Below are 24,493 nucleotides of genomic sequence, written 5' to 3'. Positions count from 1 at the left end.
CAAGCTCAAGGACATCGTGATCGGCTGGTGCGACTTCGACGTGCGCGACGCCGCCACCCGACTCGCGCGCGGGCCATTCCGTCCCGGACTCGGCTTCGAGCTCGTGGAGCCCATTTTCCTCCTCCGGCCCGTTGATCCCCACGCGCCGGATGCCCTCGAACGCGAGATGCGGTATCGTCGTGCGCGCAACACCCTGGCGCTCTCCCTCCACGCCGCGGACGGCTCAGAAGTGGACACGGCGCGCATCGACATCGTGCGCGACGACGCCAGTGCGACGGAGTTGGCGCTGGAAGTGTCGGTCGTGGACCGGGGGTTCTGGCGCGCCCCCTGAGCCGTCGCGAACGCGGCGGTCGACGCGCCACGACGGCCGCCTCCTGGCCCCGCGCCACCCCTACGGCTTGACGGGGCTTCGCCCCCACCTTCAGGTGGACCTGGATGAGGCCCCCCTCTGGAGCCGACGCGCCCTTGAACACCTCGACGCGGGCGATGTCGGATACGGCGATGCGATAGCCACCGATCGTCGATTGCCCGTCCACCTCACGCCCCATGCCGCGCGCACTGACCACCTCGCGCCCTTCGGCGTCGATCACACTGACCATGGGCTCGATGCCCGGTCCGGTCACGCGCGTCCCCGACGAGTCCGCGCGACGTGAGGTGAGCAGCTCAACGGTCGGTGCCCCGTCGCGCGACCGTGCACGGATCCGCACCGTACCACCGGCAGCAGCAGCAGCGGTGTCTCCAGACGCAGCCACGGGCCGTTCCAGGAGAGTGACCGCCGTGTCCCCGCGCACCCGCACCCGTACGCCGCTTGCGGTGGCCGGCGCGACGGGACGCTCGAGCAGCGACGATGGCGCGCGTGACGACAGCCCCTGCCATGCGGCCCCCGGCTTGAGGCGCATCACGATCATCCCACCGCGCGCCCCCTCCGGGAGGGCGGCCTTCCCCTTGATCACCTCGACCGACTCAATGGCGTCCGGCGCAATCCCTGCCATGGTCGAGTCCCGCGCTCCCGTCACTCGGCCCGAGTAGACCACCGCGCCCGTCGCATCACGGACCACCAGGACGGGGTCCATCGAGGTATCCGCCGCACTGAGACTCAGCTCGACCCCCTCGACCAGCGACGCGCGAACCGAGTCGCGATTCTCCCCCGTGATCGTGACGGGGGACGCCTTGCCCTCCTTGACGACGTAGTCAGCGACCGGCGCCACGGGGGCCGGCATGCGCGTTTCGCACGCGGCGAGAGCGGCCGACGCCACCAGCGCCGTCATGGCGATGCGTCGCGTCCGGGAGAGAGTTGGGCGGGTGGTCATGGCATCGATCCGGGTGTGGAGTTGAGAGCGGGAGGTCGCGAAGGAGAGCAACGCAGGCAGGGGACGAAGCCGTGGCGCCGCCAGATCCAGGAGGAGTGACGCATAGTCGCCTAACGACACCCCGTTGCGGAGCACCCGGGCGTCGCAGTCGCACTCGATCGCCGTGCGCAGGCGTCGGAAGCACCACCACAACGGAAGGTTCCAGGGGAGGAGGACGAGCAGCCCCGCTGCCGCCAGCAGGAGTCGCGCATCCCCAGCGGCCACGTGTTCCCGTTCGTGGTCGAGGAGCAACCGCGCCGACGGCTCCGGCAGGGCCTTGAGGGACCGTGGGACGAAAATCGCGGGATCTCCCCAGGGCGCCGCCCCAGGTCCCACCCCGTCGGTCTCAATCACCGGCGTCCCCAGCCAGGTTGTGCGCACGCCCCGCCGCCGTGCGCGCACGAGTGCGGCGATGCCTCCAACGATGCCCAGCAGTACGAGCATCGAGGCGCCACCCCAACCCAATGCCGCCAGGTCGAGCGAGGCCGTCGAGACGGCCGGTCGCGCGGTGCGCTCGACGGAATGGACGATCCCGCTTGTGCCGACAGAAATGTCAGGCACCGCGCGCGGCCGGATCGCCGCACCCACCAGGACCAAAGCCATGCCGACCATCGCGCCCAGCCACAGGAATCGCGTCGGACGCCCGACAGTCCGCAACCAGGCGTCGATCCCCCACGCCGCAATGCCAATCGCCGCGCTCACGATCGTCCCGTACGCCATCCAGGCCAGGGTCATGGAGCCTCCCGCGCCGATAGCCGTTCGTTCAGCACCCGACGCAGGCGGCGCACCTCGTCATCCGTGACGCCTTCGGCGTCCACCAGGTGCGCGAGTAGCAATTCGCGCGATCCCCCGAAGATCTTGTCCACGATGCGTCCCAGCGCGCGGTTCCCCGCCGCTTCACGCGCTACCAAAGGGAGGTATCGGTGCGCCTTGCCGACGACCTCGTGGCCGACATGCCCCTTGGCCTCGAGTGTGCGCAGGACGGTCAACACGGTGGTATACGCGAGCGGATCAGCGAGCGCTCCGCGCACTTCGCTGACGGTGCATGGCCCGCGCTCCCAGAGCACGGCCATACAGTCGAGTTCCCGTTCCGTGAACGACGCCATGTGACTCCTACTAAAGGACTCGTTGGTAGGCTACACCAAGGCGCGACTTCTGTCAACTAGAGACTTAGTTGGGTGAAACCTGGCTGCACCGTCGAGCGAAGGGCGCACAGGGGTTCAATCCCTCCGGGCAGCCCGGCGGTCCAAGAGAACGGGCGCCGGCGAGGCCCCAGCTCACCCGTCAACCCACGGACATGAAGACCTTGTTGCGACTCCTGCTTGTCCCGGCTCTCCTGTTCTCCCTGTTTGCCGCCGACGGTGGCGCGCAGGAGAAGAAGGTCACCCCGGGCCTCTACGAGATGGTGCCGGACGCGAACTTCAGCGCCGATTTCGACCCGAACGGCGTCATCATCGAGTTCACGGATGCGCTCATGACCGCCACCGTCCAGGGACAGCTCCTTGTGAAGAGCAAGATCTCGCTGGCCGACGATATCATGACCGTCGAGGACCTGGAGGGTCAGGTGGCCTGCCCCGGGATCGCGACATTCAAGGTGAGCTTCACCGAGAAGGGGTTCCGCATGACCCCGGTCGAGGATCCGTGCGAAGAGCGTGGCGCGGTGTTGGCCCAGGTGACGATGGTCAAGAAGGGATAGGGCGCGACGCTCGCCACGTCAGCGACGGCCTCGCCTCCTGGCGGGGCCGTTTCGTTTGGCCGATCGCGCAACTTTCGGGTTGGCCGTGTGGCGACGCCGCCCTAGGATCCACGCATGGCTCGCCCGACGGATTTCGACCGTATCAGTCGCGCCCTCGCGTTTCTCGAGGCGCGCGCGCCCACGCAACCGCCGCTGGGTGAACTCGCGTCGCACGTGGGGCTCAGCGAGTTCCACCTGCAGCGGCTCTTTACGCGGTGGGCCGGGGTGAGCCCCAAGCGCTTCATGCAGGTGCAGGCCCTCCATCACGCCAAGGAGGCGCTCGAGGGCGCACGCAGCGTGATGGACGGCACCTGGGAAGCCGGCTTGTCGAGCCCCGGGCGCCTGCACGACCTCTTTGTCACCCTGGAAGCGGTGACCCCGGGGGAATTCCGGAGTGGCGGCGCCGGCTTGCGCATCGATGCCGGCTTTCACGAGACACCGTTTGGCGAGTGCTTGTTAGGCACGACGGCGCGAGGGGTGTGCGGGCTGTCGTTCTTTGATGGCGACCGTGACGAGGCGTGGGCCGACCTGGAGGCGCGCTGGCCTGGCGCAGCGGTCACCGAGGCCCCGCGACGGACGTCGCGAACGGCCGCGGCGATCTTCGGCCCGTTAGGCGGCCGGACCCACCGGCCGCTGGCCCTCCTGGTCCGCGGGACCAACTTCCAGGTGCAGGTCTGGACCGCCCTGCTGCGCATCCCGCCGGGACGCTTCGCCGCCTACGAGGACGTGGCCGGCGCCGTGGGGAACCCGAAGGCCGTCCGCGCGGTGGGCACAGCGGTGGGCCGAAACCCGATCGCCTTTCTCATCCCGTGTCATCGCGTGATCCGCGCGAATGGAGCGATCGGCGGTTACCGGTGGGGGGTCCCCCGCAAGCGGGCAATCCTCGCCTGGGAGGCGGGGCGTCGAGCAGGATAGTTACCCATTCGGCGTGATGCGGCGCGGACGACTCGTTGGCGGGACGATGCCGGCCAGTCGATAGCCGGACACCAGCTTGCCGTAGTGTTCGGCCTGGTGTTCCACCCACATCACGAGTCGGGAGGACGCGCCCTTCTCCACCGCTGGATACGAGGCGGCGATCGCGGCCTCCATCTCCCGGATCATCAGGGCCCGGGTCCGGGGTTTGGCCTCGTCCGCCTTCTCGCGCGCGGCATAGTCGAACGGCTGCCCGAGCAATTCGGCGGTCGACATTTCGAGCCCGATCGTCACGTGGCGCAACTCATCCATGAGGGTGCGTGCGTCCGGGTGTGGGCGCGTTTCCAGTCGTGCGTCGGGAAGCTGCGAGTCTCTTGCCATGACGAGGATCTTGTCGTGCAGCGCTTTCCATTGGCGGAACGTGGCCTGCTCCCAGGAGGGAGGCTGCCCTGTGCCCTGCGCCAGGGCGCGCTGGGTCGTGAGGGCCAGGGCCAGGAGGAGGATCGAACGGAAGCCGCGCATGGACGTGATCGTGGTGGTGGAGGTGAAGAGTATGGCGCGCCCCCTCGCGTTCCGGTGGCGGTTCGTGACGAACCGCCGGTTCGACGGCGCGAGTCCCCGAAGCGCCATGCCTGCGCAAGGGGCGACGTCCCAGGACCATCGTACCGGTCGGCGGCGTACCGACCAGCGGCCGCGTGTCGCCTAACGCGCATTGACCTCGCCAGTTGATCCCACGGATGTCGTTATACCCGAGCGCAGACAGCTTGACGGTGCGCATGCCAACTGACAGCTTCCCTGTACTTGGTAAGGGGGAATACGATGCCGGAGACGATGAGCCTGCTGCAGGGGACACTCGACGTCCTCATCCTGCGTACCCTGGCATGGGAGCCCATGCACAGTTACGCCGTCGCTCGCTGGATCCGGGATCGCACCGGGGGAACCCTCGATATCGAGGACGCGCCCCTCTATAAGGCGCTGCATCGGCTGGAGCACGCGGGCGCACTGGAGGCGACGTGGGGGGTCAGCGAGAACAACCGCCGGGCGCGCTACTACAAACTCACAGCTGCCGGTCGCGCGATGCTGCGTCGATCCGAAGCCGACTGGCGACGCTACGCGGCGGCGGTCTTCGCCGTCCTGGAGCCCGCATGAACTGGCGCCGCTGGATCAACCTTCCCGTGCGCGGGCCGCAGGACGTGGCGCGCGACGTTGAGGCCGAGCTGCAGTTCCACCTGGACGCCCGGACTGACGATCTCGTGGCACAGGGGCTCTCACCGGAGGCCGCACGATCGAAGGCCCTCGACGATTTCGGCGACGTCGCCGAGGCACGGCGTTATGCCACGCGGCTGGATCGCGCGACACTCGCCGCGGGCGCCCGTCGGGATCGCTGGGGCGCCATCCGCCAGGACGTCAGCTACGCCTGGCGCGGGCTTCGGCGCGCCCCTGCCTTCACCGCGACCACGCTCCTGACGCTGGCGTTAGGCATCGGGGCCACCACGGCCATCTTCTCCCTCGTGCACTCGATCGTGCTCCGCCCCCTGACCTACCCGGATCCGGGCCAGCTCTATCGCGTGTGGTCCGCGAACGCGAGCGCGGGGACCCTGGAAGCGGGCATGTCCGCCATGGACCTCGATGACTTCCGGGCGCAACGCTCCGCGGTCGCCGACCTGGGAGGATACTTCCACCAGGACGGAAGCGGCCTCGACTTCACCGGCGAGGGCGAACCCGAACACCCGTGCACGGCCGCCTCCCCCGGGAGGACGAACTCGTTCGCGGCGGCCCCGATCGTGTCGTCGTCCTCACGGAGCCCTTCTGGCGGCGCCGCTTTGGCGCGGATCCCTCGGTGGTGGGACGCGCCCTCACCATCAATGGCTCCCCGTTCCAGGTCATCGGAGTCCTGCCTGCCACGTTCACCTACCCGTCCGCTGCAGCCGACGTGTACGTGCCCTTCTCGATCTTCACCGACGACCAGATTCCCCGCTTGCGCTTCGTCCGCCTCCTTGGGGTCGTCGCGCGCGCGCGCGATGGGACCTCGCAGGGCGAGGTCTCCACGGAGCTGCACACCATCGCGACGCGCCTCGCAGCGCGTTATCCGGAGAACGCCGCGTGGGACGGGGTCACCGTGCGGCCACTGCACGGCTCCATCGTCGGCGATGTGAGCCGCACCCTGTGGCTCTTGCTCGGGGCCGTGGGGCTGCTGCTGCTCATTGCGTGCGTCAACGTGGCCTCGCTGCAGCTGGCGCGTGCGACGGCACGCGCTGGCGAGGTGGCCGTGCGAACCGCGCTTGGGGCGTCTCGGGGTCGGCTGGTCCAGCAACTCGTGACCGAGAGCCTGGTCCTTGCCTCGCTCGGGGGCGCCCTCGGTGTGGCGACCGCCTACGGCCTGGTGCGGCTGGTGCGCATCGCCGCCGCCGACCAACTGCCGCGCGGGGGTGAGGTCGTGCTCGACGGGACCGTGCTTGCCTTCGCCACCGGGCTCTCCGTCATCGCGGGACTGCTCTTTGGTGCGGTCCCCGCCGTGTCAGCATCGGCCTGGACCGCCGACGCCTTGCGATCCACCAGGTCGGCGACCGGCCTGCGAACACGCGGTCGGCGCGTGCTCGTGGTGGCCGAGGTCACCCTCGCGATGGTGCTGGTGGTGGCGGGGGGACTCATGGTGCGCAGCCTGCGGGCGCTGACGGGCGTCGACCTCGGATTCCGACCGGATCATCTCCTGGTCGTGAGCTATTCGCTGAGCACGGAGCGACACGGCGACAACTACCCGCTGGTCTACGAGCGCATCCTGCAACAGGTGAGAGCCGTGCCAGGCGTCGTGTCGGCCGGGGCCGTGAAGGAAGCCCCGTTCCAGGGCACGGGAGAACGCGTGGGCTTTCGCCTGCCGGGTATGGTCGTTCCCGCGGGTGAAGACTCACCTACCGCGGCGATGCTCAATGTGAGCGATGGGTTCTTTGCGGTCATGGGCACGCGCGTGGAAGGGGGACGGGAGTTCTTACCGGCCGATCGGCGGGACGCGCCCCCAGTGGTAGTCGTGAATCGCGCCTTTGCCCGACGCTGGTTCCCGGGTCGCGACGCGGTGGGCGAGCGGCTGGTGTTCGGTGCGAACGCGGGGGTTGAGATCGTCGGCGTGGTCCAGGGCATCCGCCAGTCGGAGGTAGCAGCCGAGGCCGAGCCCACGATCTACGTGCATGAGATGCAGCAGGGACGCGTCGGGGTGAACCTGGTCGTTCGCACCCACGGCTCGCCGCTCGCGATCGCCGCGGCGGTCCGACGCGCCATCCGCGAGGTGGACCCCCTCCAGGTGATTCGCACCACATTCACCATGGAGGAGGCGGTGCGCGACGCCCTCGCACGCCCGCGCATGCTGGTGGTGCTGCTCGGTGCGTTCGGGATCCTCGGCCTCCTGCTTGGCGCCGTCGGGCTCTACGGTGTGCTCGCCTACCTCGTCCAGCAGCGGCGCAAGGACTTCGGCGTGCGGCTGGCGCTCGGAGCATCACACCAGCGCGTGCTGCATGCGGTGTTGGCCGAAGGGCTGCGCCTCGCTGGCATGGGCGTCGTCCTGGGCACGGGGCTCGCGCTCGCTGTCGGTCGCTGGTTGTCGTCTGTCCTGTATGGCGTGCGTGCCGGTGACCCGTTAACCCTGGTCGTGGTGGCTCTGGTCCTCATGACGACCGCGGCCGTCGCCAGCGTGCTTCCCGCGCGACGAGCGGCGTCCACCAACCTGTTGACGGCGCTACGCGCCGACTAGGGAGCGGACCGCTCCGCAGGACGCGAACCAATGCAGTGGCGCCGGTTGCGTCGCGGCGGCCGCAGGGCAAACCCCGCGGCCGCCGCACGGCCCTCGACCGCTGAGGCTCGTTGGGATAATCTCCGGAGCCTGATCGCTCGAAGGTCGGGCACCACCTCCCTTCTGTACCGCGTGCTCCACTACGACATCAGCGTCATTCCCGGTGACGGGATCGGCAAGGAAGTGATCCCCGAGGGGCTCCGTGTGCTCGAGGCGGTCGGGGCGAGGCACGGCCTGACGTTCACCTGGCACGAGAAGCCATGGGCGAGCTGCGACTGGTACCTCGCGCACGGCCAGATGATGCCGGACGACTGGCGCGAACAGCTGCTCGCGACTGATGCGATCTACTTCGGTGCCGTCGGATGGCCGGCAACCGTCCCCGACCATGTCTCGCTGTGGGGCAGCTTGCTCAAGTTCCGGCGCGAGTTCGACCAATACGTCAACCTGCGCCCGTGCCGGTTGATGCCCGGCGTCCCCTCACCGCTCGCCGGCCGCACCCCGGGCGACATCGACTTCTACGTCGTGCGCGAAAACACCGAGGGGGAGTACTCGAGCATCGGGGGGCGTCTCTTCGAGGGGACCTCGCGCGAGACGGTCATCCAGGAGACCGTGATGACGCGCATCGGGGTGGACCGCGTCCTGCGCTTCGCCTTCGACCTCGCACAGCGCCGGCCGAAGCGCCACCTCACCTCGGCGACGAAGAGCAACGGGATCAACATCACGATGCCCTACTGGGACGAGCGCGTCGCCGCGATGGCGTCCGATTTCCCCGACGTGCGTGTGGACAAGTACCACATCGACATCCTGTGCGCCAACTTCGTGTTGCATCCCGACTGGTTCGACGTGGTTGTGGCGAGCAACCTCTTTGGCGACATCCTCTCCGACCTGGGGCCGGCCTGCACCGGCACGATCGGGATCGCGCCGAGTGCGAACATCAATCCTGAGCGCAGCTTTCCGTCACTGTTCGAACCCGTGCACGGCTCCGCGCCGGACATCGCCGGGCGCGGGATCGCCAACCCGATCGGGATGATCTGGTCCGGCGCGCTGATGCTGGAGCACCTGGGGCATCCCGAAGCTGCCGCCGACATCGTCGGGGCCATCGAGCGTGTGCTCAGCGACCCCGGCATCCCGCGCACGCCGGACATGGGCGGCCGGGCGACGACCACAGAGCTGGGTCGCGCGATCGCCGAGGCGCTGTAGACCGAAGGGCACACGACACGGCGCCCCGGATTGAGTCCGGGGCGCCGTCGTTGGCCGTTTCTGCCGTCTGCCGTCTACTTCTCCTTCTGCCGCCGCCGCACCGCCTCCAGCTGCAGGTCGTCCAGCGTCTCGTCGGGCACCAGCTCCGACCCATCGCACAGCAGGTAGATGATCTCCACCCGCCGGTTCCGCGCCATGTCGCGTGCATCGCGGATGGGCTCCAGCAACCGGTCCTCGCCTAACGCATCGGCTCGCAGGATGCGATCCCCGGCGATGCCGTTGGCCGCCAGGTAGGCACTGACGGCATCCACCCGCCGCTGCGACAACGCCTGGTTGTACGCATTGCTCGCCCGTGGGTCCGTGTGCCCGCTCAATCGCACGCGCACGGCCGGGTTCGCCTTGAGCTGCGCGATGGTCGCATCGAGTACGCGACGCGTCGATGCTGCGAGGTCATGCTTGTCCAGGGCGAAATGGACGGCACGCGCCACGTTCGAGAGACGCTCGGGGCCGTCGCACGCGCGGCGTGGCAGGCGCGCGCTATCCGGTTGCGGCACGGGAGCCGGTCGATCCGGCACGACCATCGGCGGCTCCACCGGGACCGGGTTCACGCGCGTGCGCTCGACGGCCAGGAGGCGCTGTTCGGCGTCGCGCAGGGCGTCAGCATCGCTCACGCACGCGGGCCCAGCAAGGATTGGGTGGCCGGCGCGCAACAACGTCGCCTCGGCACGGGCTATCTCATCCGGAGCGCCGAGGCGGTCAGCCTCCTGCCGCAGGGTCATCGCCTTGCCGAGCAGCTCCTCGCCGAACACGCGCACGTTGTTCGGGAACAGCACACTGCCGAGCGTTCCCGCCGGCACCTCACCCCCAGATTCGACCACCGACAGATCACGCTCGGCGAGCACGATCATGTCTTCCGGAAAGGCCGTGCGATCGTTGCGCTCATAGGCGTCGCGGGCCATGGTCACGTACTCCGCGGCGCGGGTCGCGAGGTACTTGCGGGTGCCGGCCGCCGATGAGGTGCGCGCCACGCGCTGCTCCAGGGCGTGAAAGACGGCGAGGTCGCGGGCGAAGGCCTCGTCGGTGATCCGCTGCGCGACCGGGGTCAGGCGCTGGCCGGCGGGAGCCTGGGCCCCCACACTCACGGCCGCACCCATGAGGGCGCCTAACGCGCCGAGTGTCAGGCGTCGCATCTTACTCTTCCTCCTTGCTGCTGCCCGAGGGCGGCGCGCCGCCGATCCCGAACAGGCTCTCGTCGAATTTGAAGCCGAGTTCGAGGTACGGTCCCTTGCGCGTGGTGCCCATCGTGTTGAGGTCCTTGTCGGTGAAGCCAAACAGGTTGTAGCCGCCAGCCACGCGGAGGTTCTTCATGAGGATGAGGCCAAGCTCGCCCCCCAGGCCGTAGCGACGATCGGCGAACCCGTCACTGAAGAGGGTCGAGGTGATCAGGCCGGCGTCAAACCGGGAGCTGAGATCCAGGACCCCGCGCGCCATGAGGAGTTGGGCGGTGTTATCACTCTCGATCCCGTTGACGCGGTTGTTCGCCATCTTCCCGGCGTAGCGGCCGGAGAAGGTGAAGCGCTGCACCGGCTGGTAGTTGACCATCGCGGCCAGGATGTGCGCCTGGTCGCGCGTGGACAGCGCCTGCCCGAGTCCCCCAAGGCGTTCGAAGCGATGTTCGTATCGGGCCAAGGCGTTCCAGTGGTTGCGATCGGTCTCGCGCCAGGCGAGGCCGAATTGCGAGAAGCCGCGGGTCTGGCGCTGGGCGGCGTCGTAGTCATCCCACAGCGTGCGACCGAGCAGCGTCCAGTCGCGCGAGAGCTTTCGCGCATAGCCGAACGACGCGAGGGTGTTATCGCCAGTGAAGGCGTCACGGTACTCGAGGCGCGCCGTGCTCTTCCAGAGTGACGGCTTGGTCCATTCGATGGCACCGGTGATCGCGAGCGCCTCGTTCTGGTTGGTCTGGGTGCTGACGCCCTGCAAGAGCGGCGAGACCCGCTCGAACGAGGTGTTCAGCAACAACCCTGGCGCGATCGCCCAGCGATTACGCAACCCGATCGACGCCTCGACGTCCCGGCCGTTGAAGGCATCGCGCGCGCGGTACTCGCTGAAGACCTGCGTGTTCTTGAGGTAATCGGCATCGACGCCGAACACGGTGTAGTTGCGGTCCTTGCCCAGCGACGGCGTGAACTGGTCCCGGAAGCCCGCGAGCATCTCGTGGCGTCCGTAGAGTCGTGCACGGTTGGCGATGATGTACTCGCCACCGACGGCCAGGCGCCGACGATCGGCGTCGCGTACGTCCTGCTCGACCTCACCGAACACCGAGGTTCGCGTGTTCTGCGGCAGGGTGTACTGCAGTCGTGCACGTAGGGCGCTCACGTCGCGGTCGTCCACCGGCGTCCCCGGAACGATCACCCCGGTCGCCGTCTCCGGTTCATTGGTGCGGGCGTAGCGGTAGCCGAACTCGCCACGCAGGGCCTGCGAGAACTGCCGCTCGATGGCGAGGAGCGCGCCTTCACGCCGTGCCCCGTCCGCTCCGTATTGCGAGCGGAGCCCTTCCGCCACCAGGCGCGTGCCGGCGGCAAGCTGCTTCGAGAAACGGCCGCCGAACTCGGTGCGCCCGCCAGTGAAGACCGAGGACAGGTTGGCGTACCCGGCGTCGGAGCGGACCGCGAACAGCCGGCCCTCGAGCGTCGACGACTGGTGCCGCAACTCAACGCGTTGCGCGTCGCCGCTGGCCGCGCCTTCGGGGCGCGTCCAGCCGAGTTCACCGAAGAGGGTGGTGTTGGTGCCGAGCTTGGCCGTGGCGTTGACGCCGTAGAGCGCGTGGCCGGTGGTCGGCCCTTCGTCGCGGGCCACGGTGGCGCCGAGCTCGAGGCGATCGCCCGCGCGCACCGAGCCGTCGAGGCCGTACACCCAGAAGGCCTTGCTGCGACCGTCCTCGGTTTCGTAGGTGACGCGAATCGAGACCGGGTTCAGGTTGGCGTCCAGGCTCTGCACCGGCGCGCGGAACAGGATGCGTCCCGTCACGGGTTCGATGGTGTAGTCGGCAAAGCGGGTCATCGCCGTGCGCGAGAGGATCACGCTCGGCTGGTTGCGATCGCGCACGATGATCTCGACGCGCTCGCTATTGATGAGCCCCGTGCTGCGAGAGAGTGCATAGGGGCCGGAGATGCCGCGCCCGGAGATCTCGTCCACTTGCTGCGAGATGCGTCCCTGGCTGGCGAAGAAGGTGGCCGTCCCATCGCGCCCCTCGAGGTGCTGCACGAAGCCGGTGAGGGAGCGGTCGTAGGCGGTGAGCACGCGCCGATCATCGGCGCGCGTGGTCTGGAAGTCGCCGTACATGGTATAGCCGGTCCCCTTGTCGAGCCGGGCGTAGAAGCGACGGCGCGATTGCGCATCGAACTCGCGGATGGAGGCATCGCCGTACACCGGGAAGAACTCGTTCGGGCTGATGTCACGGAAGAAGGTGCGTCCGCGATCGCGTTCGGAGTCGTAGGAAAGGGTGAGGAGGCGATCATCGAGGACGGTCCCCTTCATGAACAGCTGGGTGCGGACGCCAGCCCGTGTGGCGCTGGTGTCATCGCCCGTCGACCAATGCCGCAAGGCGTCATCGAAGCCATCGCTGCGATCCGAGAGTCCGAGCCCGCCATTCAGGAGCTTCTGCCAGTCGATGCGGGCATGAACGAGGCCGCTGACGAGCATCTGCCGGTTGACCGGCACGAAGGTGACCTGGACGGTGGTCGAGGCATCGGGAGTGGTCACGCGGACCTCGCCGACGCCGGGCTGCGGCGCGGCGATGAGCAGGAACGAGCCCTCCCCGTTCTCGAGGACGGCTTGCAGCCCCTGTTCCGTGCCTCCCACGTCATTGGCCGACCAGCGGCCTAACGACGCCTCGAGCGTGACCACCGTGCGGCCGGGACGCGGGTTGCCCTGACTGTCCAGCACGCGCACCGCGACCTCGGTCATGGACTGTCCGTCGGCGGGCACCCCCTGGTTCACCAGGCTGCTGCCCAATCGGAGTTCGACCAGCCCGCGGTTGGCCTGACTGGTGCCCTCCTGCAGCGCGCGGGCGCGCAACGGCGTCACGGGAAGCTGTGAGTTCACCTCGGTGAGGCCAGGGCCGCGGAACAGCGGCGCATACCGTCGCGTCCAGGTCTGTTCGATGCCTTGGCGCCCGCCGCCCTGGGCAGGGCTCTGGAAGGCACCAGACACCTCAATCCCGGCGCGTGGAACCGCCACGATCGAGTCTGTCGCCACGATCAGGCCCTGACGCACGCGCGCGGGGTCGCCCATCACCCCCCCGAGCTCGCGATCCGTCACGGCGTTGCGCGGCGCGTACCCCACCACGGGTTGCGCCGGCTCACCCGCATTGTTCACCTCACCCGTGCGACGGCGCGCCAGGACGGCCTTCAGCACCTCCGGCGAGCGCGACCCATCCGCGAAGTCCGCGCGGTGCAGCTCACCCGCCTTGACGTCAGCAAAGCGCGTGTAGCCATCGCCTGCGTTGCGATTGACCAGCGGCACCAGCTCGGCCCCGTTGGGGAGCGTCGTGCGATCGACCTTCACGACATGCAGCCGCGAGGAGACGTTGTAGAAGTTGTACTTGCCCTCGACGTCGGTGACCGCGCTGGTCCCGTCCTCGAGGTACACACGGACCCCGGGGATACCGACCTCGCCGGCATCCTGCATCCCCTGCCGTTCACAGTCGCACTGGATGAACACCTTGCCGAGGATGGCACCGCGTTCATCGAACACGCCGCCGCTCACGCGGACGGTCGCACGCGCCGGCGGCGTCTCGCCACCACGCGACTTCGACGCGGCGACGGCGACGTTCACCTGCTGGCCACTGCGCGCCCCGGGTCCGACGCGCACCCGGTACGTCAGCGTCACCTGGCCGTTCGCCGGCACACGGCCCACCTCAAAGACGAGCCGCGGGCCCGGCGCGCCGGTCACGACGATTCCGCCGGCCCCGTTCACGCGCACCGACTGTGCCTCGAGCAGGAAGCCCGCCGGCAGGATGTCTGTCACGATGCCGTCCAACACATCGCCGGCGCCGCCGTTCTTCACGACAATGGTGTAGTCGGCGACCTCGCCCACCTGCACCTCGGCGCGCGCCACCCGCTTCTCGAGCTCCAGCTTGCCCTGGCCAACCACCGCCGGATCGGAGCAGGAGCGATTGTTGAGCAGCGACCCCGTTTCGTTGGTCCCGCGCACAACCAGGCAGTTGGTCACGCGGGGGAAGGCGGCCGCCGTCACGTTCACCGTCAGGGTGACGGCGGGCGACAGCCCCGGCGGGAGCGCGGTCGGACGAATGCAGGTCACGATGTTCCCTGCCGCACCGCACTGCCACCCCGTCCCGGTGGCCGAGACGAAGGTGAGGCCAGCTGGCAGGGTGTCGACCATGGTGATCGGCGGGCGTGCCGGTGCCGTGCCAATGTTGCGCACGGCCAGTGTAAAGGTGGCGGGTCGCCCCACTTCCACGGGCCCGATGACATCCTTGAGTGCCACGAGGTCCACGTCGCCGAGCGGGGTCGACACCTTGGTACCGCAATCGTTGGCGGTATTGGTGTCGCCCGTCGTGCGCACACACGCCACGTTGCGCACCGTGGCCGGGGCGTCGGCGGTGACGTTGGCCGTCACGCTGATCGTGACCGACTCCCCAGCGCCTAACGGGGGCGCGGTGCGCGTGCAGGTGACCAGCTGTCCGGCGGCCGTGCAGGTGAAGCCCGGGCCGCTGGCGCCGACGAAGGTGAGCCCGGCGGGGAGCGAGTCCGTCACCACGATCGGCGCCGTGGTCGGCACCGTCCCGATGTTGCGGGCAGTCAGGGTGTAGGTGGTGGGAGCGCCCACCACCAGGGTGTCCGCGCCCTGCTTGGTGAGGGCAAGGTCAATCACGCCAGCCACCGGTGTGGTGACCGTGTCGTCGTTGTTCCCCGGGTTGGCATCACCCGGCGTCGCCACACTCGCCCGGTTCGTCACCGCCGGCACGGCGGCCGCGGTGGGCACGACGGTGAGGGTGATGGTGAGCGTGCCGTTAGGCGCGAGCGGGCCGGGGTGCGTGCAGGTCACGACCTGCCCGGCGATCGTGCAGGTCCAGCCCGACCCCGTGGCTCCAGTAATCGTGAGGCCGTTTGGTACCACATCGGTCACGGTGATGAGGCCGGTCGTCGGTCCACTCCCCGCGTTCCGCACCGTGATCGTATAGCTGGCCGGCTGGCCCACCAGGAACGGACCGTTCGCCACCTTGTCGAGCGCCAAGTCGGGCGGAAGGGTGGTGGGCGTCGGCGAGATGCCGCCCGTGTCATTGCCTGGGTTGCCGTCGCCCGGGACGCCTACGGTCGCCGTGTTCGCGATGCTCGTGACATCCGCCGCGACCGCGACGACGAGGTCGATGGTCGAGGTCGTCCCGGCCGCGATCGGCGTGGGGTTGGTGCACGTGACTGTTTGTCCGACGGCAGTACACGTCCAGCCACTGCCTGAGGCGCTCACGAAGGTGAGCCCGGTCTGGAGGATGTCTGTCACTGTCGTGGTGCCGCTGGTTGCCGCACCACCCACGTTCGACACCGTCAGCCGGAAGGTCACCGAGCCACCCGCGACCGGCGGCGTCAGCAGCGACTTCGCCAGTGCAAGGTCAGGGGTCGGCGCGCCAACCGGCACGCTGCCAGTCGTCGCCGTGTTGTTCCCCGGCACAACATCACCAAGCGTGGTCACGGTGGCCGTGTTCACCACGCTCGGTGCCGCCGTATTCCCGACACTCACGACGAGCGTCAGGGCGACCGACTGCCCGGCGGCCAACACATTGGCACGTGAGCAGGTCACCAGCTGACCGGCCGCGGAGCAGGTAAAGTCGGTCCCCGAGCCCGAGACGAAGGTGAGGCCGGCTGGCAGGTTGTCAGTGACCGTGATCTGCCCAATGGTCGGCGATGAGCCGACGTTGGAGACCGTCAGGACGAAGCTCCCGTTGGATCCGACGGTCAGGGGGCTGGCAGTCTTGGCGATGGCGAGGTCAATCCCCGTCGCCACGGGAGCGGCGACACTCGCGGTGTTGTTGGTCGGGTCGGAGTCACCGGCCGTCGCGACGGTCGCCGTGTTGGTGACCGTGCCGCTGAGTCCGGCGGCCACCGCGACCTGCAGGGTGATAGCGAACGACTGACCCGCGGCGAGCGCAGCGGACCTGGTGCAGGTGACGGTCTGCCCCACCGCGCTGCACGTGGCGCCGCTGCTCGCCGTGAACGTGAGCCCGGTTGGCAGCACATCCGTCACCGTGATCGGCCCGGTCGTTGGCTGCGTCGAGTTGTTCAAGACGGTGAGCGCGTACGTCGCGTTCTGCCCGGCGACCAAGGTGCCGACGAGCGTCTTGGCGATGGACAGATCCAGCAGCGTGGTCGCCACTGGTGTCGAGATCGTGCTGCTGTTGTTGGTGGTATTCAGGTCGCCCGGCGTGCTCACCGTCGCCGTATTGGTGACACTCGGCACGGCGGCGGAGCCGACGGCCACCTGGAGCGACACGGTGCTGCTCGCGCTCGCACCCAGCGGACCAGGCGACGTGCAGGTGACGGTCTGACCGACGGCACTGCAGCTCCACCCGGCACCCGCGAAGGACTGATAGGTGAGCCCGGACGGCAGGACATCAGTGACAGTGATGCTTCCCGTAGTTGGCCCGGCCGACACGTTCGTCACGGCCAGCTGGTACGTGGCGGTGCCGCCGACGGTGAATGATGACGAGGTCGTCTTGGCGATCGTGAGGTCCGGCACCGAGACCACGGTCGTCGGGTCCGTGCCCACATCGTTGGAAGGGTCGGTGTCGCCGGGCGTGGCGACCGTCGCCCGGTTGGTGACCGACGGAAGCGCCGCGGCGCCGACATTCACGGTCAGCGCAATCGACGTGGACGCGGCTGCCGCCAGGGGGCCGGGGTTGGTGCAGGTCACGATCTGGCCGGTCGCCCCGCAGCTCCAGCTGGTCCCGGTCCCGGATGCGAAGGTCAAGCCAGTCGGCAGCGTGTCCGTCAGAGTGATCGTGCCGGTGGTGGCGACGCTGCCTACGTTGGAGATCGCGAGCGTGTAGATCCCTTGCTGGCCGACGACGAATGTCCCCGTGTGGCTCTTGCTCAGGGCGAGGTTCGGGGCACCCGGAGTGGTCACCGGGGTGACAGCCGTGCCGAGGTCGTTGGTGGTGTTGGCATCACCCGGAGTGCTGATCCATGCGCGATTCGTGACGCTCGGCGCGGCCGGCGCTGACACGTTGACCGTCAGTGTGATCGCCGTGGAGGCGCTGGCTGCGAGCGGGCCGGGGTTGGTGCAGATGACCACCTGTCCCGCCGCGCCGCAACTCCAGCCGGTCCCTGTGCCGGAGGCAAACGCCAGTCCCGCCGGCAACGTGTCGGTCACCGTCAGCGCCCCCGTGGTGCTCCCGGTCGAGACGTTAGTGATCGTGAGGTCGTAGGTCGCGCTGCTACCCACGGTGAAGGCACTGGTGGCCGACTTGGTGATCGCCAGGTCCGGGATGGACAGGACGGTAGTCGGGTCGATCGCTGTGTTGTTGTTGGGATTGCCATCGAGGCCGGAGGCGACATGGGCCCGGTTTGTCACCGACGGGGCTGCGGCAGGTCCGACGGCCACGGTGATGCTGGCAGAGGTTGAGCTACCGACATTCAATGGAGTGGTCACCGTACAGGTGATGACCTGGCCAACCGCAGGACAGGGGGGCGGGCCGGAGACGAAGGTGAGACCGGCCGGGAGGGTGTCCACGATCGTGAAGGTCCCGGAGAACGCGACCGTCCCACTATTCGTGACGCGCAGCGTGTACACCCCGTTCGTTCCTACCGTGAAGTTGCCGGTGTGGGTCTTTGTGATCGTCAGGTCCACGCCACTCGGCGACGTCACCGGGGTCGTGGCCGACCCGCTGTTGTTGTTCGCGTTGCTTTCGCCGGTTGTGGCCACGTGGGCCGTGTTCGTTACGCTGGGAACGGCAGGGGCCGACACCGTCACGGTCAACGTGAGGGTGGAGGTTGCGGCGACGCCGAGCGGGCCCGCATTGGTGCACGTCACGACTTGTCCGGTGGCCGCGCAGCTCCATCCGGTCCCGGTGCCCGAGGCAAATGCGAGTCCGGCCGGCAGGGTGTCGGTGACCGTGAGGGCACCGCTGGTTGCGGCGGACCCGGCGTTCGTCACGGCCAGGTTGTAGGTCGCACTCGAGCCCACCACGAACGCCGACGTAGCGCTCTTGGCCATGGTCAGGTCGGGCGCCGCGGCGGTCCCCACGGGGGTCACCACAGTTGAGCTGTTGTTCCCACTGACCGCGTCGGCCGGCGTGGCAACGTGCGCCGTGTTCGTGACACTCGGCGCGGCTGGTGCGGTCACCGAGACGCTGAGGGTGATCGTGCTCGAGGTGGCCGGCGCGAGGGGGCCGGGATTCGTGCAGGTCACGATGGATCCGGAAACACCACAGCTCCACCCCGTGCCGGTGGCCGACTGGAACAACAGCCCGGTCGGCAGCGTGTCGGTCACGCTGATGATCCCCTGTGTCGCCGTCGTGCCCACATTCGCAATGGCCAGCGCGTACGACGCCGGACTCCCGACCGTGAACGCCGTGGTCGCTGTCTTGGTGATCGCCAGGTCAATATTGGAGCCTACCGTCGTTGGGTCGGCGGCGCTGTTGTTGTTGGGATTGCCATCGCCAGGCGAGGCCACGTGCGCCCGATTCGTCACCGAGGGGAAGGCGGCAGGCCCGACCGCCACGGTGATGCTCGCCGAGGTCGAGCTGCCGGGGTTCAGCGGCGTGGTGACCGTGCACGTGATCACCTGGCCGACCGCGGGACATGGCGGTGGGCCGGACACAAAGGTGAGGCCGGCCGGCAAGGTGTCCGCGATGGTGAAGGTCCCTGAGAACGCGGTCGTCCCGCTATTCGTGACCCGAAGCGTGTAGACCCCGTTGGTTCCTACCGTGAAGTTGCCGGTGTGGGTCTTGGTAATGGTCAGGTCGGCCCCCGCCGGGTTGGAGACGGGGGTGGTGACCGTGGCCGTGTTGTTTGAGGTGTTGACGTCGCCCGGCGACTGGACATGCGCGCGGTTGGTGACCGACGGTGCCGCCGCGGTGAGGACGTCCACGGTCAGCGTGATCGGGATGCTGGCCCCCGACGCCACGCCAGCCGGCTGGGTACAGCTAACGATCTGGCCCGTGGCCCCGCAGGACCACCCGGCACCGGTCCCGCTCACGAAGCTCAGCCCCGTGGGGAGGGTGTCGGTGACGGTGGTGACACCTGTGGAAGGGCCACTCGAGGTGTTGGTGATCCCGATGGTGTACGTCGCCTGGTTACCCACCACAAACGCGCCGCCTGCCGTCTTGGTGATCGCGAAGTCCGGGATGGACTCCACGTTCACGGCGTCACTGGACACGTCATTGGCGGGGACGGCGTCGCCCGCAATGGCGATCCACGCGCGATTGACGAAGCTGGGATACGCCGCCGCTCCCACGTCGACGGTGAGGGTGATCGCGGTGGATGCATTGGGGCCGATCGGTCCGGCATTGAGACACGTCACCACCTGCCCAGTCGCACCGCAGCTCCACCCCGCACCGGTGCCACTGCTGAACGTGACGCCGGTCGGGAGGGTATCCGTGACGGTCAGTGGCCCTGTGCCCGTGGCCACCGTCTGGTTGGTGACCGTGAGCGTGAAGGTGCCCTGTCGCAATCCCACGAAGTTGCCCACGTGGGACTTGGTGATCGACAGGTCAATCGGCGGATCGACGACGGTGGTCGGGTCCGACGCCGAGTTGTTGCCGGCGTTCGACTCCCCACCGCCCGACACGGTGGCCGTGTTGGTGATGGCACCGGCCGCTCCGTTGCTGACGCTGACGGTCAGGGTGATCGGTGGCGCCGCGGCGGCTGAGGCAAGGGTGCCTGACCGCGTGCACGTCACCGTTTGTGCGACGATCGCGCAGCTCCACCCGGTACCGGTCGCCAGCGTCGGGGTCAGGCCTGCCGGCAGGACGTCCGAGACCGAGTACGTCCCCGCGGTGGTACCCGACCCGGCGTTCGTGACGACCAGGCTGTAGGTGCCGGTGGCACCCCGGACGAAATTTCCGGTGTGCGATTTCGCGATCGTGAGGTCCGGCAGCTCAACGGTCACGGTCGTCGGCGTCCCCCCAATGGGGCCGCCCGGCGGTCGGCTGGCGACGGCGGTCTCCGCGTTGGTGCCCCCATCGCGAAAGCGAAGCTGCGCCGAGTTGGAGATCACGGTGCCCTGTCCCACGCCGGCGTTGACCACCACGCGAAACTGGACGGAGGTGCTCGTATTCGCCGCGATGGTGCCGTTCAGCGTCGCGGTCGCGGCCGTTCCGAGGCGGAAGCGAATGCGGTTGAACGCCGGTTCGTGGAAGGCCTGATCGTCACCGGTCGCGTCCGTCTTGGCGCCGGCGTTAGGCCCGGAGGTGATCACGAGCGAACCGGACGCGAAGGTCGTATTGGCGGGTATCGAGTCGATGAGCGCGACCTGCAGGGCGTCATCAGGCCCCCCCGTGTTGCTCACGGTGACGTCGTACACCAGCGTGTCGCCTGGCAGGACAGTGCCACCGTTGAGGTCGGTCACCGTCTTGATCACGTTCCCGGGGAGCCCCGTCGCCAGCACCACGACGGGGCGCAAGACGGGCGGCGGCGGCAGCGCCGGGCCGGAGGCCGGAAGCGACAGGGCCAGGGGAAGCGCCGGAGCAAGAAGGAAGCGTGACCAGAACATGAATGCGTGCCTTGAGTTGACCTGCTGGTGCAGCGGGAGAGATCCCGCTGCACTGTGACTGCCATCACCGCCCCGCGGAAACGGGAAATTCGGTCAGAAGGCAGGAAAATCCCGTGCCAGCTGCCCCCGGTCCCTCGGCCGGGCGGTCCCGGCTCCGTGTTCTGGAATTGTCGTCCGGATTCAGGCGGCCAGGGCGAGCGAAACGGCGCGGCGCGCACCGCGCTTGAGCGCCCGGTGGACGGCCCGGGCATAGCGCACAAAGTTCATCCCGGCCCACGGATACCGCGCGAAAAACTGCGTCGGATGCATGTCCCCCTTGAGCCGGTTGCAGGGCGCGCATGCGACCACCAGGTTGCCCGGCGCGTCCGTCCCTCCCCGGGCGACGGGAATCACGTGGTCCAGGGTCGCGGACTCAAGGGGCAAGACCGTGGCGCAGTACACGCATCGCCGTCCGCAATCGCGTAACGTCGCGTGCTTGAGCGCGCGCTTCTGTTCGCGCAGGTGATGGGCGCGGCGCACCAGGGACCGATGACGCCGGTCGCGCGAGTCGCGCCCGGACTGGAGCCGCAGGAAGACACGCTGGGGCATAGCACCTCGCCAAACGACGACACCCCGCACCGGCATGCCGGGACGGGGTGGTGAGGGGGGTGAGACCACGGGGAGGCGCAACTCGCCGCCTGCGAGGCGGCGCCGCGTACCTGGTGCGGATTGCCTGACGAGAGCCTGGCATTCGCCTCCGGTGCCTGACGATCCCGTTAGGTGGTCGTACCCACGGGTGCCTAGTTATGCCATCGGCCCCCGGCCTCGCGCAAGGGGGGCCTAACGCCCGTTATGCAACAGCGACACCGAGCGGTGTCACGCGGCGAACGGGGTCGTGCATGGCACACATGATCCGCGCCGCCATCGCATCGAGGGTGGTACGGTCCGGCATACCAGACCCCGGGAACGGGAGCGGAACGTCAAACCCATCGCCAGCCACGCGCGGAATCAAGTGCACATGGTGGTGAAAGACGTCCTGTCCCGCTTCTCGACCGGACGACACCACCACGTTCACGGCGGAGGCGCCAGCAAGTCGGCGGACGACGGGCGACAACCGGAGCGCCACGCTGAAGAGGTGCAGCGCGAGTTCCTCGGGGACGTCGTCCATCGAATCGAAATGGGCCTTCGGGACGACCAGGACGTGGCCGGCGTTCACCGGCTGGATGTCCATCAACGCGATCGCATCCCCGTCCTCATAGCAAATCGAGGCCTCGCCCGCGCCATGAACGATCTCGCAGAAAATGCAGTGACGCGTGGTGCTGACTCCCATGTTGCCCGAATCCATGCTGGTGGTACCCTCCCGAGGTTCACGGTTGGTGCCATCAGCCGGCTCGCCCCTTCCCTCGACGTCCAACTCCTTGGTACCGAACACCTTGCCCGCCACTCGTCGTCAGGGCCACTCCCCTTGCGCCTCGCCGGGATCCGGTCCCTGTGGCGTCGAGGCAACGCAACCCGATGGGATCGGCCACACCCGGTGCGCGCGCGTCGCTGCGCCACTATGCCTCGGTCGTCATAACAACACACCGGCCGGGAGGCAGATCGGCGCCCACTCCGGTATCTTTCGCGCCGCTGGTGATTCCCCGATTCCCCGATTTGCACATGGCGACCCAGACCCGGGCTGAACGCTCCTCGCGCACTGCCGGCCTCGACCGTGCGGACCTCCTGCGCATCTATCGCACGATGCTGACCTCGCGTCGTCTCGACGACAAGGAGATCCAGCTCAAACGCCAGAACAAGATCTTCTTCCAGATCTCCGGCGCGGGACATGAGGCCATCACGGTCGCCACCGGCATGCTCATGAAGCCGGGGCACGACTGGTTTTATACCTACTACCGCGATCGCGCCCTGTGCCTGGCCCTGGGGATGACCCCGGCCGAGATGTTGTATGAAGCAGTCGGCGCCGCGATCGATCCGAACTCCGGGGGCCGCCAGATGCCCTCCCACTTCGGGCACAAGGCACTGAACATCGTCAGCGCGTCCTCGCCCACCGGCACCCAGTTCCTGCAGGCCGTCGGGTGCGCCGAGGGGATCCATCGCGCCAGTGAACTCGGGATCACCGAAGGGTATGCCAAGGACGAAATCGTCTACGTCTCGTCGGGCGACGGGACGACCTCCGAGGGTGAGTTCTGGGAGTCGCTGAACACCGCGTGCAACCTCAAGCTCCCGGTGGTCTACTGTATCCAGGACAACCAGTACGCGATCTCGGTCCCGGTGGAGGTCAACACGGCCGGCGGATCGATATCCAAGCTCGTCGCATCGTTCCCCGACCTGTACATCCAGGAAGTCGACGGCTGCGACTTCTTCGCGAGCTACGAAGTGATGAAGCGCGCCGTGGACCACGCGCGGGCCCGCAAGGGACCGGCATTCGTCCACGCGCACGTGATCCGGCCCTACTCGCACTCGCTCTCCGACGACGAGGTGTTGTATCGCCCGGACGAGGAGCGCGAGAAGGATGCACTCCGCGACCCGATCACGACCTTCCCCGCCTGGCTGCTCGCCGAAGGCCACGCGACGGAGGCCGACCTAGCGAAGATCCAGGAAGAGGTGGACGCCGAGGTGCTGGCCGCCACGGACGATGCCCTGGGGCAGCCCCAACCGGACGCGTCCACGATCTACTTCGGCGTGTACTCCCCCGACGTCGACCCCACGGGTGACGCCTTCGACACCGAGGACGACCCGCACTCGTCAGGCAACGAGACGACGATGGTCGACCTGATCAACGCGTGCTTGCGCGATGAGATGCGGCGCAACCCGAAGCTCATGGTCTTCGGGCAGGATGTCGCCGACGTCTCCCGCGAGAAGTACCTGGGCAAGGTCAAGGGCAAGGGCGGAGTCTTCAAGGCGACGCACGGACTCCAGAAGGAGTTCGGCTCCGATCGGGTGTACAACACGCCGCTCGCCGAGGCGAACATCGTCGGGCGTGCCATCGGGATGGCCCACCGTGGCTTCAAGCCGGTCGTCGAAGTCCAGTTCTTCGACTACATCTGGCCGGCCTACATGCAGATTCGCGACGAACTCGCGACGATGCGCTGGCGCTCCAACAACAACTTCTCGTCGCCCGTGGTCGTGCGCACGACGTACGGCGGGTACATCCGCGGGGCGATCTACCACTCGCAGACCGGGGCCTCGCTGTTCACGCATTGCCCGGGGTTGCGTGTCGTCTGTCCGTCGAACGCCCTCGACGCCAACGGGCTGCTTCGCACGGCGATTCGCTGCGATGACCCGGTCATCTTCCTCGAACACAAGCACCTCTACCGCCAGACCTACAACAAGGCAGCCTACCCGGGACCGAACTTCATGATCCCGTTCGGCAAGGCGCGCACGGTGCGGGCCGGGACGGACGTCACGCTCGTCACCTATGGCGCAACGGTTCAGCGCGCTTTCGCGGCCGCCAACCAGGTGGCCGACGAGGGGATCTCGGTCGAGGTGATCGACCTGCGTACCCTGAGCCCCTGGGACCAGGAGACGGTGTACGCCTCGGCCAAGCGGACCAACCGCGTGATCGTGGCCTACGAAGACTCTATCTCGTGGGGCTATGGCGCGGAGATCGCCGCGCGGATCGCCGACGACTGCTTTGCGTGGCTCGACGCGCCCGTACGCCGCGTGGCGAGCACGGACACCTTCGTCGGATACGCGCCTCAGCTCGAGGACGCCATCCTGCCGCAGATCGACGACTTTGTCCGGGCGTACCGCGAGATCGCGAAGTACTAGGTGTGGGACGGCAGACGGCAGACGGCAGACGGCAGA

General features: G+C 68.3%; 13 protein-coding genes. 6 read left to right on the top strand and 7 right to left on the bottom strand.

Annotated features, from left to right (window positions below; genetic code table 11):
- Positions 1-5: 5 nt before the first annotated feature.
- Both IPK85_24560 and IPK85_24555 read right to left on the bottom strand, forming a co-directional pair.
- On the bottom strand, positions 6-2,084 hold the full coding sequence (locus IPK85_24560; protein ID MBK8250541.1) for a hypothetical protein: 2,079 nt from the start codon (positions 2,082-2,084) through the stop codon (positions 6-8).
- Positions 2,081-2,455 carry a BlaI/MecI/CopY family transcriptional regulator gene (locus IPK85_24555; protein MBK8250540.1) on the bottom strand — a complete coding sequence of 125 codons (375 nt, stop codon included), beginning with the start codon at positions 2,453-2,455 and terminating at the stop codon, positions 2,081-2,083. Before IPK85_24555 ends, IPK85_24560 begins: the two co-directional genes overlap by 4 nt.
- 191 nt (positions 2,456-2,646) lie before the next feature.
- Here IPK85_24555 and IPK85_24550 point away from each other — a divergent pair, with 191 nt between their 5' ends.
- Both IPK85_24550 and IPK85_24545 read left to right on the top strand, forming a co-directional pair.
- A complete protein-coding gene (locus IPK85_24550; GenBank protein MBK8250539.1) occupies positions 2,647-3,045 on the top strand; it encodes a hypothetical protein in 399 nt (132 codons plus the stop codon).
- 114 nt (positions 3,046-3,159) lie between these two features.
- A complete protein-coding gene (locus tag IPK85_24545) occupies positions 3,160-3,999 on the top strand; it encodes a methylated-DNA--[protein]-cysteine S-methyltransferase (GenBank protein ID MBK8250538.1) in 840 nt (279 codons plus the stop codon).
- Here the strand turns inward: IPK85_24545 and IPK85_24540 are convergent, their stop codons facing one another.
- A complete protein-coding gene (locus IPK85_24540; protein MBK8250537.1) occupies positions 4,000-4,518 on the bottom strand; it encodes a hypothetical protein in 519 nt (172 codons plus the stop codon).
- A gap of 297 nt (positions 4,519-4,815) precedes the next feature.
- On the opposite strand from IPK85_24540, the gene IPK85_24535 reads away from it, so the two are divergent.
- The 3 genes from IPK85_24535 (at position 4,816) to IPK85_24525 (ending at position 8,977) form a co-directional block, all read left to right on the top strand.
- Positions 4,816-5,145: a PadR family transcriptional regulator gene (locus IPK85_24535; protein ID MBK8250536.1), complete on the top strand. Its 330-nt coding sequence runs from the start codon at positions 4,816-4,818 to the stop codon at positions 5,143-5,145.
- A 583-nt stretch (positions 5,146-5,728) separates the two neighbouring features.
- Positions 5,729-7,738 (top strand): ABC transporter permease, encoded by a 2,010-nt coding sequence (locus IPK85_24530; GenBank protein MBK8250535.1) that lies wholly within the window; start codon positions 5,729-5,731, stop codon positions 7,736-7,738.
- A 30-nt stretch (positions 7,739-7,768) separates the two neighbouring features.
- Positions 7,769-8,977, top strand: a complete 1,209-nt coding sequence (locus IPK85_24525; protein MBK8250534.1) for a tartrate dehydrogenase — start codon at positions 7,769-7,771, stop codon at positions 8,975-8,977.
- Between the two features lie 74 nt (positions 8,978-9,051).
- Here the strand turns inward: IPK85_24525 and IPK85_24520 are convergent, their stop codons facing one another.
- From IPK85_24520 to IPK85_24505, 4 genes are all read right to left on the bottom strand, one after another.
- Positions 9,052-10,167 carry an OmpA family protein gene (locus tag IPK85_24520; GenBank protein ID MBK8250533.1) on the bottom strand — a complete coding sequence of 372 codons (1,116 nt, stop codon included), beginning with the start codon at positions 10,165-10,167 and terminating at the stop codon, positions 9,052-9,054.
- Position 10,168: 1 nt separating this feature from the next.
- A complete protein-coding gene (locus IPK85_24515; protein MBK8250532.1) occupies positions 10,169-20,707 on the bottom strand; it encodes a DUF11 domain-containing protein in 10,539 nt (3,512 codons plus the stop codon).
- A 180-nt stretch (positions 20,708-20,887) separates the two neighbouring features.
- A complete protein-coding gene (locus tag IPK85_24510) occupies positions 20,888-21,331 on the bottom strand; it encodes an HNH endonuclease (protein ID MBK8250531.1) in 444 nt (147 codons plus the stop codon).
- Positions 21,332-21,536: 205 nt separating this feature from the next.
- Positions 21,537-22,118, bottom strand: coding sequence for an HIT family protein (locus IPK85_24505; protein MBK8250530.1), 582 nt, complete (start codon positions 22,116-22,118; stop codon positions 21,537-21,539).
- Positions 22,119-22,345: 227 nt separating this feature from the next.
- Here IPK85_24505 and IPK85_24500 point away from each other — a divergent pair, with 227 nt between their 5' ends.
- Positions 22,346-24,457, top strand: coding sequence for a dehydrogenase E1 component subunit alpha/beta (locus tag IPK85_24500; GenBank protein ID MBK8250529.1), 2,112 nt, complete (start codon positions 22,346-22,348; stop codon positions 24,455-24,457).
- The last annotated feature ends 36 nt before the right edge of the window (positions 24,458-24,493 follow it).

This window comes from Gemmatimonadota bacterium (assembly GCA_016712265.1).
GTDB lineage: Bacteria > Gemmatimonadota > Gemmatimonadetes > Gemmatimonadales > Gemmatimonadaceae > RBC101.
Note: the sequence above shows the minus strand (reverse complement) of the source record. Positions and strands in the feature narration are given on the sequence as shown.